Genomic DNA, 13,759 nt, shown 5'->3' on the forward strand with positions numbered 1-13,759 from the left:
CGTGCCGATGATCACACGAAAGCAACCGCGCTGTAGCACGACGGAAACATGATTGTTGAACAATCAGGTTCTGTCCGTTCTACACTGGGGGTCACCCGACACCCACCAACGACGATGGGACCCCCCTATGTCCGAGCAGTCCGCCCCCGCCCTCACCCCCGAGGACGAAGCCCGCGCCGCCCACGCGAAAAAGCGCGCCGGCCGCAGCGCCGTCATCGGTGCCATCTTCCTCATGGCGACGAGCGCCATCGGCCCCGGCTTCATCACCCAGACCGCGACGTTCACCGCCCAGATGGGGGCCGCGTTCGCGTTCGCGATCCTCGTGTCGATCCTCGTCGACATCGCGGTCCAGCTGAACATCTGGCGGATGATCACCTCGTCCGGCAAGCGCGCCGGCGAGCTCGCCAACAGCGCCATCCCCTTCTCCGGCCACGTCATCGCCGTCCTCGTCGTCATCGGCGGGCTCGCGTTCAACATCGGCAACATCGCCGGCGGCGGCCTGGGCCTGAACGCCCTCCTCGGCATCGACCCGAAGCTCGGCGGCGCGCTCACGGCGGCCCTCGCGATCATCATCTTCCTCGTGAAGAAGGCCGGCAAGGTGATGGACGTCGTCCTCATCGTCCTCGGCGTCGGCATGATCGTGATGACCCTCGTCGTCGCCCTCATCGCCCAGCCGCCCATCGGCGACGCGCTGCGGCAGACCTTCGTGCCCGACCAGCTCAACTTCGCCACCATCACGACGATCGTCGGCGGCACGGTCGGCGGCTACATCACCTACTCCGGCGCCCACCGCTACCTCGACTCCGGTCACGTGGGCCCGCAGTACGCGAAGCCCGTCATGCGCGCCGCCGCCAACGGCATCCTCGTGACCGGCATCATGCGCTACGTGCTGTTCCTCGCGATCCTCGGCGTGGTGGCCTCCGGCGTGGCGCTCGACCTCTCCTCGCAGGCCGCCAACCCGGCCGGGCAGGCGTTCGGTGCGGTCCTCGGCGACGCCGGTCTGCGGATCTTCGGCGCGATCTTCTGGGCCGCCGCGATCAGCTCGGTCATCGGTGCCGCGTACACGTCGGCGACCTTCCTCTCGACGTTCACCGCCAAGCTCCGCGGGGGCTGGCCGCTGCAGCTCGCCACCGTCGCGTTCATCGTCGTGTCGCTGGCGGTCTACCTGGCGATCGGCACGGCCCCGGCCGCGATCCTCGTCTTCGTCGGCGGTTTCAACGGCCTGATCCTCCCCATCGGGCTGACGGTGTTCATGTACATCGGCTGGTTCCGCCGCGACCTGCTCGGCGACCGGAAGTACCCGATGTGGCTGCTCATCGCGGGCACCGTCGTGACCGCGCTCACCTGGTACATGGGCGCCGTCTCGATCGGCCCCATCTTCGCCTTCCTCGGAATCGGAGCGTGACATGGCGACCATCGACCTGAACTCGGACCTCGGCGAGAACGTCCCCGACCGGATCGTCAGCGACGACGCGAGCATGCTCGAGATCGTCACGAGCGCGAACGTGTCGTGCGGGTTCCACGCGGGCAGCCCGGAGGGGATCCGGGAGACCCTGGCCGCGGCCGTCGCCGGCGGCGTCGTGATCGGCGCCCACCCCGGGTACCGCGACTACGAGAACTTCGGGCGCACGAAGGTCGACATCGACTCGGCCACGCTGCAGGCGCACGTGGAGTACCAGCTCGGTGCGCTCCTCGGGCTCACCGCGGCGGTCGGCGGGCGGGTCTCCTACGTCAAGCCGCACGGGGCGCTCTACAACACCATCGCCCGCGATGAGCGGCAGTCGAAGGACGTCGTGGCGGCCATCAAGGCGATCGACCCCTCGCTCGTGCTGCTCGGTCTCGCCGGCGGCGTCGTGCTCGACGTCGCCGAGCGGGCAGGGCTCGCGGTCGCCGCGGAGGCCTTCGCCGATCGGGCCTATCAGCCGGACGGTCAGCTCGTCTCCCGCTCCGAGGCGGGGGCCGTGCTGCATGACCCCACCGCGGTGGCCGAGCGGATGGTGCGCCTGGCCGCGGACGGCGTGATCCGGGCGATCGACGGCACCGATGTGGCCGTGTCCGCGCAGTCGATCTGCGTTCACGGTGACAGCCCGGGCTCGGTGGCGATGGCCGCGGAGACGAAGCGCCTGCTGCAGGCGGAGGGCATCACGATCGCCCCGTTCGCCGGAGCCTGACATGGCCGTGCTCGCGACTCCCGCCCAGCTCGTCGACGCCCGCGCCGCCCGTGCGGCGCACCGCGCCGGCCACTCCGCCCCGACCAGCGGCGTCGCCCCGGGGCTGACCCAGGCGAACCTCATCGCGGTGCCAGCGGACTGGGCCTTCGAGACCCTCCTCTACGCGCAGCGCAACCCGAAGCCCTGCCCCGTCCTCGAGGTGATCGAGCAGGGGGAGGTGGAGTCGCGGCTCGCGCCGGGCAGCGACATCCGCACCGACATCGGGCGGTACCGCATCTGGCGGGACGGCGAGCTCGTGGAGGAGGTGTCCGACGCGACGGCGGCGTGGGACGAGCATCCCGACCTCGTCGCCTTCCTCATCGGCTGCAGCTTCACGTTCGAGACGGGGCTCGTCGAGGCCGGGATCCCGATCCGTCATCAGGAGCTCGGACGCAACGTGCCGATGTACCGCACGGCGGTGGACTGCACCCCGGCCGGACGGCTGCGCGGCGAGATGGTGGTCTCGATGCGTCCGATCGCCGCGGACCGCGTGGCCGATGCCGTGCAGATCTCCGGGCGCACCCCGGCGGTGCACGGTGCGCCGGTGCACATCGGCGACCCGGCGTCGCTCGGCATCGCCGATGTGATGGCGCCGGACTTCGGCGACGCCCCCGAGATCCGCCCCGGCGAGGTCCCCGTGTTCTGGGCGTGCGGCGTGACCCCGCAGGCGGCGATCATGGCGTCGAAGCCGCCGTTCGCCGTCACCCACGCCCCGGGGTACATGTTCGTCACCGATGTGCCGGATGCGGAGTACCGGGTCTGATGCGCATCCTCACGGCCTCCGACAGCGCGCTGCTCGTCGAGGCGGACGACCTCGAGCAGGCCATGCGGCTGAACCTCGCATGGAGCGACGTGCCCGGTGTCCTGGAGCGCATCCCCGGTGCCCGCACCGTGCTCGTGCGCTTCGACCCGCACCGCACCTCCGCCGCCGCGCTGGCCGAGACGCTCGCCGCGACCGAGGTCGATGCCGCGGCGCTGCCCGATGCGGGCGAGGTCACCATCCCGGTCCGCTACGACGGGGAGGATCTGGATGAGGTGGCCGCGCTCCTCGACGTCTCGGCGGAGGAGCTGGTGGCCCGTCACCTCGCCGCCGACTGGCGGGTCGCCTTCTCCGGCTTCGCTCCCGGCTTCGGCTATGCCGTGAGCGGCGATCCCCTCTTCGACGTGCCGCGGCGGTCGTCGCCCCGCACCCGGGTGCCCGCCGGCTCCGTCGCGCTCGCCGGAGCGTTCAGCGGTGTGTATCCGCGGGAGAGTCCGGGCGGCTGGCAGCTCATCGGACGGACCGCCCTGGAGATGTGGGACATCGACCGCGACCCGCCGGCTCTGCTCGCCCCGGGTCGCCGCGTGCGCTTCGTGCGTGCGGAGCGGGAGTCGGTCGCAGCGTCGCCGGCAGCGGCCGACGCGACGCGGGTCGCCCGTCGCGGGGACGGTCCGGCGGTCGAGGTCGTGCGACCGTCGCTGCAGCTCCTCGTGCAGGACGCGGGACGCCCCGGTTTCGCGGCGCTGGGCGTCTCGGCCTCCGGCGTCGCCGACCGCGTCGCGATGCGCGCGGCGAACCGGGCCGTGGGCAACACGCCGGCCGCGGCTGTGCTGGAGAGCGTCGGTGGGGCCGTGCTGCGCTTCCACGGCGCAGGCGTCGCCGCCGTCACCGGGGCCACGGGCTCGCTCACGCTCACCGACATCGACGGCATCGAGCGCACGCTCCTCCCCGGGGTGCCGTTCGCGACCGTCGACGGCGACGAGCTCACGCTGGGCCATCCCGAGCGCGGTCTCCGGTCCGTGATCGCCGTCCGCGGCGGCTTCGCTCCGGCGGCGGCGCTCGACAGCCGCGCGACCGACACGCTCGCCGGGCTGGGTCCCGCGCCGCTGACCGCGGGTGATCTCATTCCGATCGGGGCTGCCGCCGTGTCGGCCGTCGAGCCGGACCCGGTGCCGCGCGCGCTTCCCGCATCCGGGGAGCTGGCCTCGCTGGAGATCACGCTCGGCCCGCGCGACGACTGGTTCACGGCCGCCGGCGTCGAGGCGCTCACCGCGCAGGAGTGGACGGTCACGCCGCGCTCGGATCGGGTGGGCATCCGCCTGCACGGCGACGTGCCCCTGGAACGCGCGGTCGGCGGCGAGCTGCCGAGCGAAGGTGCCGTGACCGGGGCCATCCAGGTGCCGCCGGACGGTCAGCCCGTGCTCTTCCTCCCCGATCATCCGCTCACCGGCGGCTATCCCATCATCGGTGCCCTCACCGATCGCAGCCTCGATCTCGCCGCCCAGCTTCCGCCAGGTGTGCGGGTGCGCTTCACCGTCAAGGAGACCTCATGACCTCTGTGCTGATCGCCAACCGCGGCGAGATCGCGGTCCGCGTGATCCGCGCGTGCGCGGAGGCCGGCTACACGTCGGTCGCCGTCTACGCCGATCAGGACGCGGATGCCCTGCACGTGCGGCTCGCGGACGAGGCGATCGGCCTCGGCGGCGACACCGCGGCGACGACGTATCTGTCGGTCGAGGCGCTGATCGACGCGGCCCGCCGCAGCGGCGCGGACGCCGTGCACCCGGGCTACGGCTTCCTCTCCGAGAGCGCCGCGTTCGCGCGAGCCGTCGAGGACGCCGGACTCGTCTGGATCGGACCCTCGCCGGAGAGCATCGACGCGCTGGGCGACAAGATGACCGCGCGCCGGATCGCGCAGCGCGTGGGGGCTCCGCTCGCCGCGGGCACGGATCAGCCGCTGTCCGGGCCGCAGGAGGCGGTGGCGTTCGCCGAGGAGCACGGCCTGCCCATCGCGATCAAGGCCGCGTTCGGCGGGGGAGGTCGCGGGCTCAAGGTCGTCCGCGAGCTGGCGGAGGTCGCCGACGCGTTCGACGCGGCCACCCGCGAGGCGACCGCCGCGTTCGGTCGCGGGGAGTGCTTCGTGGAGCGCTTCCTGGAGAGCCCGCGGCACATCGAGGTCCAGGTGCTCGGCGACGGGCGCGGCGGCGTGGTCGTCGTGGGCGACCGCGACTGCTCGATGCAGCGCCGCAACCAGAAGCTCATCGAGGAGGCTCCTGCGCCCGGTCTCACGGAGGCGCAGCGGACGGCGTTCCACGACGCGGCACGGGCGATCTGCGCCGAGGTGCAGTACCGCGGCGCCGGCACGGTCGAGTTCCTCCTCGCCGCGGACGGCACGATCTCGTTCCTCGAGGTGAACACCCGGCTGCAGGTCGAGCACCCCGTGACCGAGGAGGTCACCGGGACCGACCTCGTCCGCGAGCAGTTCCGCATCGCGTTCGGCGAGGGGCCGTCGTTCACCGAGACCCCGGCGCCGACCGGGCATGCGTTCGAGTTCCGCATCAACGCCGAAGACCCCGGCCGTGGATTCCTGCCCAGCCCCGGACGGGTGGACGGCCTGCGGATCCCCGGTGGACCCGGCGTGCGGTGGGACAGCGGCATCGAGGCCGGAGACACCGTGCAGCCCGCGTTCGACTCGATGATCGCGAAGCTCATCGTGCACGCGGACACCCGGGACGCGGCCCTCGTGCGGGCGCGTCGGGCGCTGCGTGAGCTCGCCGTCGAGGGTCCGGCGACCGTGATCCCGTTCGACCTCCGCGCCATCGACGACCCCGCGTTCGCGACCGCGACCTTCGCCGTGCACACCCAGTGGATCGAGACCGTGCTGCTCCCGGTACTGGAGGCGCAGCCCCGCCCCGCGGTCGCCCCGGTCTCCGGGCTGCAGCGGTTCCCGGTGGAGATCGACGGCCGCCGCGTGATGCTCGGTCTGCCCGCGGAGCTGCTGTCCGGCATCGGTCGTTCGGCGGGTGAGGTCGCGGCCCCCGTGCCGTCAGCGGATCCCTCCGAGCTGCGGGCTCCCGCGCCGGGCACGCTCGTCCGCTGGCTCGTCGATGACGGGGCCGTGGTGGCCGAGGGAGACCCGGTGGCCGTGCTCGACGCGATGAAGATGGAGACCACGGTCACCGCGCACCGCGCCGGCACGCTCACCCCGCGCGCGGACACCGGCGCGACCCTCTCCGCCGACGCCCTCCTCGCCACGATCGCCTGACCCCGCCCCCGGCCCACCCCGTCCCGTCCCGCCCCTCCGCGTGCGGAGTGCAAAAACACCCCTCCCACACCCCTCAGACGCCCCTTTCCGATCCCGCACCCGCTGACACCGGCGGCGCCTCCCGCGTGAGAGTGCGAATACGGTCCTCCCGCCCGCCGGGCACGCCCGTTCTCGATCCCGCCCCCTCCGACCCGGGAACATCCCGCGTGCGAGTGCGATGATGTTCCTGTCTGGAGAGTGCAAAACCGGCCCTCCCGCAGCCCGGGAGAGCCCCCTTGTGATCCCGCACGCGACTCGACCAACCAAGGCCGTGCGAGCGCGAAAACGCCCCCTCCTCGTGAGAGGAGGGGGCGTTTTCCATCCGGACCGTGAACGCCCCGGGTTCGCTCACGCCTCCGACACCTGGTGGGAGTGCGAAAACGGGCCTCCGCGGGGTGCGGAAGGGGCGAAAGCCGTCCCGCACGCTTCAGGGGACGGGACGCAACCTACGCGGGGTCGCCGCCGAGGGGGCCGACGGGCTCGAGGGGCTTCGGGTCGTCGGCGCCCGTCTTGCGCGCGCGGGCGATGAGGTTGCCCAGGTGGTAGATGAGCAGCGCCGCGACCGTCCCGAGCACGATCCCGCCGAAGGCGAAGTCGCCGAGCTGCATCGTGAACCCGGCGATGCCGATCACAAGGGACACCGCTGCGGTGTACTGGTTGACCGGACGCGAGAAGTCGACGCGGCTGTCCACCCAGATCTTGATGCCGATGATTCCGATGAGGCCGTAGAGCGCCGTCGTCGCCCCGCCGAGCACGCCCGCGGGGATCGAGTTGAACACCTCGCCGACCTTGGGCGAGAACGCCAGGAGGATCGCGAACAGACCCGCCACCCAGTACACGGCGGTGGAGTACACGCGGGTCGCGGCCATGACGCCGATGTTCTCGCCGTAGGTCGTGGTGCCCGAGCCGCCGAAGCCACCGGCGATGGTCGTGGCGACACCGTCGGCGATGAGGGCGCGACCGGTGTGACGGTTGATCGCGGGGTCTTCGGTCATGGTCGCGACCCCGCGCACGTGACCGACGTTCTCCGCGATGAGCACGAGCACGACGGGCAGGAACATCGCGATGGTCGACCAGGTGCCGGGCTCGACGAAGTCCGGGAACTGGAAGTGCGGGAGGCCGATCCAGGGGGCGTCTGCGATGAGCTCGGCGGGGGTCTTGTCGCCGCGGAGCGGGTTGGGCACCTCGAACGAGCCGTTGAACGCGGCCCAGATGAAGCCGACGGCGACGCCGAGGAAGATCGAGATCCGGCCGAGGAAGCCCCGGAAGAGCACGGCGAAGAGGATGATCGCGACGAGGGTGATCGTAGCCGTCACGGGGTCGAGCGCGAAGTTGCTCCAGGCGGTGGGGGCGAGGTTGAAGCCGATGAGCGCGACGATGGCACCGGCGACGACCGGGGGCATCAGGGCATCGACCCAGCGCAGGCCGACGAACTGCACGACGAGACCGACGACCGCCAGGAGCACGCCCACCGCGACCACGCCCGCGAGAGCCGAGCCGGTGCCGCCCGCCGCGACGGCCGCGGTGATGGGGGCGATGAAGGCGAACGAGGAGCCGAGGTAGCTCGGCAGCTGGTTCTTCGTGATGAGGAGGAAGAGCAGCGTGCCGATGCCGCTGAAGAGCAGCGTGGTCGACACGGGGAAGCCGGTGAGCGTCGGCACGAGGAACGTGGCGCCGAACATGGCGACCACGTGCTGGGCGCCGATGGCGATGGTCGCGGGCCAGGACAGACGTTCCGCGGGGGTGACGACGGCGCCGGGCTCGACGGTGCGGCCGTTTCCGTGCAGCTTCCACAAAGCCATGCGGGCTCCTCAGGGTTCGGGATCGGGGGCGGAGTGCTGGAGCAACACTACCGATTCCTGAGTGTTCCCTGTGCGTCCCGCGGCCGCGAGGAGCGCGGCGTCAGGCACCGAGGCAGTCGATGAGCTCGCGGTACCGGGCGGCCGTCCGCGCCACGACCTCCTCGGGCAGCACGGGGGGCTCGCCCTGCTTGTCCCAGTTCGCCGCGAGCCAGTCGCGCACGATCTGCTTGTCGAAGCTCGCCATCCGCTCGGCCGGGGTCGATCCCGTGCGCCAGGCCTCGGCGTCCCAGTACCGGGAGGAATCGCTCGTGAGCACCTCGTCGGCGAGGCGGAGGGTGCCGTCGGCGTCGGTCCCGAACTCGAACTTCGTGTCGGCGAGGATGAGGCCCTTCTCCTCGGCGATGGCCGCGGCCCGACGGTAGATCGCGAGCGAGGCGTCGCGGAGCTCGGCCGCCCGGTCCGCCCCGACGAGCTCGACGACGCGGTCGAACGTGATGTTCTCGTCGTGTTCGCCCATCGGTGCCTTGTAAGCCGGGGTGAACAGCGGCTCAGGGAGACGGTCGCCGTTCTGCAGGCCTGCCGGCAGGGCGATGCCGCACACGGTGCCGTGCTCCTGGTACTCGGCCCAGCCGGAGCCGGTGATGTACCCGCGCACGACGCACTCGATCGGCAGCATCTCGAGCGACTGGGCGAGCATGGCGCGATCGGCCACCTCCTCCGGCAGGTCGCCGTCCGTGAGATGGTTCGGAACGTCGAGCTGGGCGAACCACCAGCGGCTGAGGCGGGTCAGCAGAGCACCCTTGTCGGTGATGCCGGGGGAGAGCACGATGTCGAAAGCGCTCACCCGGTCGGACGCGACGACGAGGATGCGGGTGTCTGCCGGGTCCTCCGAGGCATAGAGGTCGCGGACCTTTCCGGAGTAGAGGTGTCGCCACCCGGGGATGGCCTGCGCGTTTCCTGCGGACGGTGTGCTCACCCGCCCATTATCCCGGTGATGCGTGCTCTTCCGCGCCGAGACCCCGCGTTCGCGTCGAGACCCCGGGGTGTGCGCGTCGCGACCCCGGGGTCTCGCCGGAAATACGGGGTCTCGGCGGAGGAAGGGCGGGTGTATAGTCCATGTGGACTATTTAGCGGGGGCGACAGCAGATCGGGGAGAGGCGTGGGGAAGAGCAGGGATGTGGTGGCGGGACTCACGCCCCTCGGGGTGATGGTGCTCGCGCTGCTTCGCGAGAGCGACATGCATCCGTACGAGATGGTGCGGCTGCTTCGCGCGCGTCACGACGACCGGCTCATCACCGTCACCAACGGCACGCTGTACCACACGGTCGCGCGGCTCCAGCGGGCGGGTCTGCTCGACGAGGTCGGCACGGATCGCGAGGGCAACCGACCGGAGCGGACGACCTACACCCTCACCGACGCCGGTCGGGAGGCGGTGGTCGCGTGGGTGCGTCGTGCCCTCCCCCGCATCGACCGCGAGACCGACGCCCGCGTCGCGCTCGCCGAGTCGCACAACCTCGACCGCGACGACGCCGTCGCGCTGCTGCAGGAGCGACGGGAGGCGCTCGTCGCCTCGTACGCGCTGCACCACGACGGCCTCGCCGCCGCCCGCACCAAGGGCGTCCCGCCGCAGGTCCTCGTCGAGATCGAACGGCAGGAGGCGCTGCTCGACGCCGAGCTCCGCTGGCTCGACACCCTCCTCACCCGCCTCGACGGCGACGAGCTCCGCTGGGGCCCCGACGCCTTCGACGACACCGACCGCTACCGCGCTCAGCGAAAGGCTGCACAGCAATGACCGATTCCCGCCAGACCTCGGGGCCCGAGACGGGGCCCTTCGCCGCCGGTCACGCGCCGAAGAGTCCGTGGCCGGCGCTCTGGGCCCTCGTCATCGGGTTCTTCATGATCCTCGTCGACACCACGATCGTGTCCGTCGCGAACCCGGCGATCAAGGCCGCCCTCGACCCCGACACGAACAACCTCGACAACGTCGTGTGGGTCACCAGCGCCTACCTGCTCGCCTACGCCGTGCCGCTGCTCATCACCGGACGACTCGGCGACCGCTTCGGCCCGAAGAACATCTACCTCATCGGGCTCGCGGTCTTCACCCTCGCCTCGCTCTGGTGCGGACTGTCGACGACGCTCGAGGGCCTGATCGCGGCCCGCGCGGTGCAGGGGCTCGGCGCCGCGTTCATGACCCCGCAGACCATGGCCGTCATCACCCGCACGTTCCCGCCGAACCGGCGCGGCGCGGCGATGGGCCTCTGGGGTGCCACGGCCGGCGTCGCCACGCTCGTCGGCCCCCTCGCGGGTGGCCTGCTCGTCGACGGCTTCGGGTGGGAGTGGATCTTCTTCGTCAACCTCCCCGTCGGCGTGGTCGCCTTCGTGCTCGCCTGGATCCTCGTGCCGAAGCTGAAGACGCACCCGCACCGGTTCGACCTCGTCGGCGTCGTCCTCAGCGCGCTCGCGCTGTTCCTCATCGTCTTCGGGCTGCAGGAGGGCGAGAAGTACGACTGGGGAACCATCGCGGGACCGATCTCGGTCTGGGGCCTCATCATCGCCGGCGTCGTGGTGCTCGCGCTCTTCATCGTGCAGCAGGCGCGCACCCGGAGCGAGCCCCTCGTGCCGCTCGCCCTCTTCCGCGACCGCAACTTCTCCGGCGCCAACGTGGCGATCGCGGCGGTCGGCTTCACGGTCACGAGCATGTCGCTGCCGATGATGTTCTTCCTGCAGACCGCGCGCGGCCTCACCCCCACCGAGGCCGCGATGCTGCTCATCCCGATGGCCGTGCTGTCGGGCGTGCTCGCGCCGGTCGCCGGGAAGATCCTGGATCGTGTCGACCCGCGCATCATCCTCGTCCCCGGTCTGCTCTGCGTCGCGGGTGCCTTGGTCTGGTACTCCGCACTGACCACGATGGACACCCCGATCCTGATGTTCCTGCTGCCGTCCGCGCTGATGGGCATCGGCAACGCGGGCATGTGGGGGCCGCTGGCGACCACGGCCACGCGCAAGCTGCCGCCGCGACAGGCCGGTGCCGGCGCGGGCATCTACAACACCACCCGCACCATCGGCTCGGTCATCGGCTCCGCCTCGATCGCCGCGTTCATGCAGTCGCGGCTGGAGGCGAACCTCCCCGGTCTGGCCGACGCTCCGGCCGGTACGGGCAGCGGCGCGCTGCCGCCGCAAGTCGCCGAGGGCTTCGCGGCCGGCATGTCCCAGACCCTGCTGCTGCCCGCCGGCGTCATCCTCATCGCGCTGGTCGCCTCGCTGTTCCTCCGCGGGCAGGATCGGACGGACGAGGCCGTCACCGCGACCCCTCCGGCGTGACCGCGATGACCCCGACACGCCGGTATCCACGCGGGTTCCGGCGGCGTTCGGGGTCGCGCCGAGATTCCGGCGCGCGAGAGGCGCGGGGTTAGGGTGGATGGTCGGCGGCCGCCGGGTCGCCCTTCCGAACCCCGAGGAGCACTCGACGTGAGCCGCCATCCATCCTCTCCGCCGAGCCGTCTGCGGCGGTTCGGCCGCACCGCCGGCGCGACCGCTCTCGCCGCGCTCGTCGCCGCCGGAGCACTACTCGCCGGAGCCGTGCCCGCCACCGCGGCCGACGACGGCGAGACCTACGTCATCGGCACCGACACGACCTTCGCGCCGTTCGAGTTCACGGACGAGTCCGGCGACCTCGTCGGCATCGACATGGACCTCCTGCGCGCGATCGCGGAGGACCAGGGCTTCGACGTGGAGATCCGCCAGCTCGGCTTCGACGCCGCGGTGCAGGCGCTGCAGTCGAACCAGGTCGACGCCGTCATGGCCGGGATGTCGATCACCGAGGAGCGCCAGCAGACCTTCGACTTCAGCGACCCGTACTTCACCAGCGGCGTGCAGCTCGGGGTGCTCGAGTCCAGCGACATCCAGTCCCTCGACGACCTGAACGGCAAGACCGTCGCGGTCAAGACCGGCACCCAGGGGCAGACCTTCGCCGAGGAGAACGCCGACGAGTACGGCTTCCGGATCACGCCCTACCAGGACACGACCGACATGGTCGATGCGGTCAAGGCAGGTCAGGCCGTCGGCTACTTCGAGGACTTCCCCGTGCTCGCCTACGGCATCCAGCAGGGGTCGGGCTTCCGCCTGGTCGGCGAGCCCGCGCTCGGCGGCGAGTACGGCTTCGCAGTCAACAAGGGCGAGAACGCCGAGCTCCTGGAGATGTTCAACGCCGGGCTCGCCAACCTGCAGGAATCCGGCGCGTACGACGAGATCGTGGACACCTACCTCGCGACGGGTGACGACGCGCAGGAGGCGCAGCCCACCGACATTATCTCGGTCGCGGTGAAGTACTGGCCGGCCCTGATGCAGGGTCTGTGGCTCACCATCCTCGCCACGATCGTCGCGGTGATCGCGGCGTTCATCCTCGGGATCATCTTCGGCTTCGGGCGCCTGTCGAAGTTCGCGCCGTTCCGCTGGATCGCGACGGCCTACGTCTACGTCTTCCGCGGGACCCCGATCCTGATCCAGGCGTTCTTCGTGTTCTTCGCCATCCCGCAGCTGATCCCCGACCTGAAGTTCGACCCGTTCGTGGCCGGTGCGATCACCCTGTCGCTGAACACCGGTGCGTACATGACGGAGATCATCCGCGGCGGCATCCAGGCCGTCGACCCCGGTCAGGCGGAGGCGTCGCGTTCGCTCGGCCTCAGCCACTGGAAGACGATGCGCAAGGTCGTGCTGCCGCAGGCGTTCCGGATCATGATCCCGTCGTTCGTGAACCAGGGCATCATCACGCTGAAGGACACCTCGCTCATCAGCGTCATCGGTCTCGCCGAGCTGACGTTCGTCTCGCGCCAGATCATCGCCTCGACGTATCTTTCGGCGCAGGTGCTGACGATCGTCGCCATCATCTACTTCGTCGTGATCACGCTGCTGACGCTGCTCGCGAACCGCCTGGAGAGGAAGGCCAACGCATGAGCAAGATCGAGGTCAGGGACCTGCACAAGTCCTTCGGCGACAACGAGGTGCTCAAGGGCATCGATCTCACGGTCGAGGACGGCGAGGTCATCGCCGTGATCGGCCCCTCCGGCTCGGGCAAGTCGACGCTGCTGCGCTGCCTCAACAAGCTCGAGGAGCCGACGTCGGGGCACGTGATCATCGACGGGGTCGACCTCACCGACAAGAGCGTGAAGCTGGATGAGGTGCGCCAGCGCATCGGCATGGTGTTCCAGCACTTCAACCTGTTCCCGCACATGACCGTGCTGGAGAACATCACGCTCGCCCCGGTCGAGCTCGGCCGCATGACGAAGGCCGAGGCCCGCGACCGCGCTCGGTCGCTGCTCGAGCGCGTCGGCCTGTCGGAGAAGGCGGACGCGAAGCCCGCGTCGCTCTCCGGCGGTCAGAAGCAGCGCGTGGCCATCGCCCGTGCGCTCGCGATGGACCCGGAGATCATGCTGTTCGACGAGGCCACCAGCGCCCTCGACCCGGAGATGGTCGGCGAGGTGCTGCAGGTCATCCGCGACCTCGCCGAGGGCGGCATGACCATGGTGCTCGTGACCCACGAGATGGGCTTCGCGCGCGAGGTGTCCGACCGCACGGTGTTCATGGACGGCGGCGTCGTGGTCGAGGAGGGCACTCCCGCCGACCTGTTCGGCGCCCCCAAGAACGAGCGCCTCCAGGACTTCCTGTCGAAGGTTCTCTGACCCCG

At 71.0% G+C, this 13,759-nt stretch carries 11 protein-coding genes; 9 read left to right on the forward strand and 2 right to left on the reverse strand.

The features are described from left to right. Window positions 1-127: 127 nt before the first annotated feature. The 5 genes from WFJ36_RS08485 to WFJ36_RS08505 are packed head-to-tail and all read left to right on the forward strand — an operon-like array spanning window position 128 to window position 6,235. Window positions 128-1,405: an NRAMP family divalent metal transporter gene (locus tag WFJ36_RS08485; protein ID WP_071327808.1), complete on the forward strand. Its 1,278-nt coding sequence runs from the start codon at window positions 128-130 to the stop codon at window positions 1,403-1,405. Window position 1,406: 1 nt separating this feature from the next. Then, on the forward strand, window positions 1,407-2,171 hold the full coding sequence (locus WFJ36_RS08490; protein WP_071327807.1) for a LamB/YcsF family protein: 765 nt from the start codon (window positions 1,407-1,409) through the stop codon (window positions 2,169-2,171). 1 nt (window position 2,172) lies between these two features. Beyond that, a complete protein-coding gene (locus tag WFJ36_RS08495) occupies window positions 2,173-2,973 on the forward strand; it encodes a putative hydro-lyase (RefSeq protein ID WP_071327806.1) in 801 nt (266 codons plus the stop codon). Further along, window positions 2,973-4,523 (forward strand): urea amidolyase family protein, encoded by a 1,551-nt coding sequence (locus tag WFJ36_RS08500; RefSeq protein ID WP_071327805.1) that lies wholly within the window; start codon window positions 2,973-2,975, stop codon window positions 4,521-4,523. Before WFJ36_RS08495 ends, WFJ36_RS08500 begins: the two co-directional genes overlap by 1 nt. Then, window positions 4,520-6,235 carry an acetyl/propionyl/methylcrotonyl-CoA carboxylase subunit alpha gene (locus tag WFJ36_RS08505; protein WP_336643116.1) on the forward strand — a complete coding sequence of 572 codons (1,716 nt, stop codon included), beginning with the start codon at window positions 4,520-4,522 and terminating at the stop codon, window positions 6,233-6,235. The genes WFJ36_RS08500 and WFJ36_RS08505 overlap by 4 nt, the downstream gene beginning before the upstream one ends. A 485-nt stretch (window positions 6,236-6,720) precedes the next feature. On the opposite strand, the gene WFJ36_RS08510 is transcribed toward WFJ36_RS08505, so the two are convergent. Together WFJ36_RS08510 and WFJ36_RS08515 are read right to left on the reverse strand one after the other, a co-directional pair. Continuing rightward, window positions 6,721-8,076, reverse strand: coding sequence for a uracil-xanthine permease family protein (locus WFJ36_RS08510; RefSeq protein ID WP_071327803.1), 1,356 nt, complete (start codon window positions 8,074-8,076; stop codon window positions 6,721-6,723). A gap of 100 nt (window positions 8,077-8,176) precedes the next feature. Continuing rightward, window positions 8,177-9,052, reverse strand: coding sequence for a phosphoribosylaminoimidazolesuccinocarboxamide synthase (locus tag WFJ36_RS08515; protein ID WP_071327802.1), 876 nt, complete (start codon window positions 9,050-9,052; stop codon window positions 8,177-8,179). Between the two features lie 183 nt (window positions 9,053-9,235). Here WFJ36_RS08515 and WFJ36_RS08520 point away from each other — a divergent pair, with 183 nt between their 5' ends. The 4 genes from WFJ36_RS08520 to WFJ36_RS08535 all read left to right on the forward strand — a co-directional run bounded on the left by WFJ36_RS08520 (window position 9,236) and on the right by WFJ36_RS08535 (window position 13,754). Then, window positions 9,236-9,868, forward strand: coding sequence for a PadR family transcriptional regulator (locus tag WFJ36_RS08520; RefSeq protein ID WP_308195654.1), 633 nt, complete (start codon window positions 9,236-9,238; stop codon window positions 9,866-9,868). Further along, entirely contained in the window at window positions 9,865-11,397 is a 1,533-nt protein-coding gene (locus WFJ36_RS08525) for a DHA2 family efflux MFS transporter permease subunit (RefSeq protein WP_336643117.1), read from the forward strand. The genes WFJ36_RS08520 and WFJ36_RS08525 overlap by 4 nt, the downstream gene beginning before the upstream one ends. Window positions 11,398-11,544: 147 nt before the next feature. After that, the gene (locus WFJ36_RS08530) at window positions 11,545-13,029 is read left to right on the forward strand and encodes an amino acid ABC transporter substrate-binding protein/permease (RefSeq protein WP_143049236.1); all 1,485 of its coding nucleotides are present in this window, start codon (window positions 11,545-11,547) and stop codon (window positions 13,027-13,029) included. Then, window positions 13,026-13,754 carry an amino acid ABC transporter ATP-binding protein gene (locus WFJ36_RS08535; RefSeq protein ID WP_060922441.1) on the forward strand — a complete coding sequence of 243 codons (729 nt, stop codon included), beginning with the start codon at window positions 13,026-13,028 and terminating at the stop codon, window positions 13,752-13,754. Before WFJ36_RS08530 ends, WFJ36_RS08535 begins: the two co-directional genes overlap by 4 nt. Window positions 13,755-13,759: the final 5 nt, after the last annotated feature.

The organism is Microbacterium sp. MMO-113, assembly GCF_037148555.1.
Taxonomy (GTDB): domain Bacteria; phylum Actinomycetota; class Actinomycetes; order Actinomycetales; family Microbacteriaceae; genus Microbacterium.

What these genes read in the sequence shown, in the direction of transcription:
- WFJ36_RS08485 (WP_071327808.1), top strand. Translation starts at nt 128, where the DNA reads ATGTCCGAGCAGTCCGCCCCCGCCCTCACCCCCGAGGACGAAGCCCGC.
- WFJ36_RS08490 (WP_071327807.1), top strand. Translation starts at nt 1,407, where the DNA reads ATGGCGACCATCGACCTGAACTCGGACCTCGGCGAGAACGTCCCCGAC.
- WFJ36_RS08495 (WP_071327806.1), top strand. Translation starts at nt 2,173, where the DNA reads ATGGCCGTGCTCGCGACTCCCGCCCAGCTCGTCGACGCCCGCGCCGCC.
- WFJ36_RS08500 (WP_071327805.1), top strand. Translation starts at nt 2,973, where the DNA reads ATGCGCATCCTCACGGCCTCCGACAGCGCGCTGCTCGTCGAGGCGGAC.
- WFJ36_RS08505 (WP_336643116.1), top strand. Translation starts at nt 4,520, where the DNA reads ATGACCTCTGTGCTGATCGCCAACCGCGGCGAGATCGCGGTCCGCGTG.
- WFJ36_RS08510 (WP_071327803.1), bottom strand. Translation starts at nt 8,076, where the DNA reads ATGGCTTTGTGGAAGCTGCACGGAAACGGCCGCACCGTCGAGCCCGGC.
- WFJ36_RS08525 (WP_336643117.1), top strand. Translation starts at nt 9,865, where the DNA reads ATGACCGATTCCCGCCAGACCTCGGGGCCCGAGACGGGGCCCTTCGCC.
- WFJ36_RS08535 (WP_060922441.1), top strand. Translation starts at nt 13,026, where the DNA reads ATGAGCAAGATCGAGGTCAGGGACCTGCACAAGTCCTTCGGCGACAAC.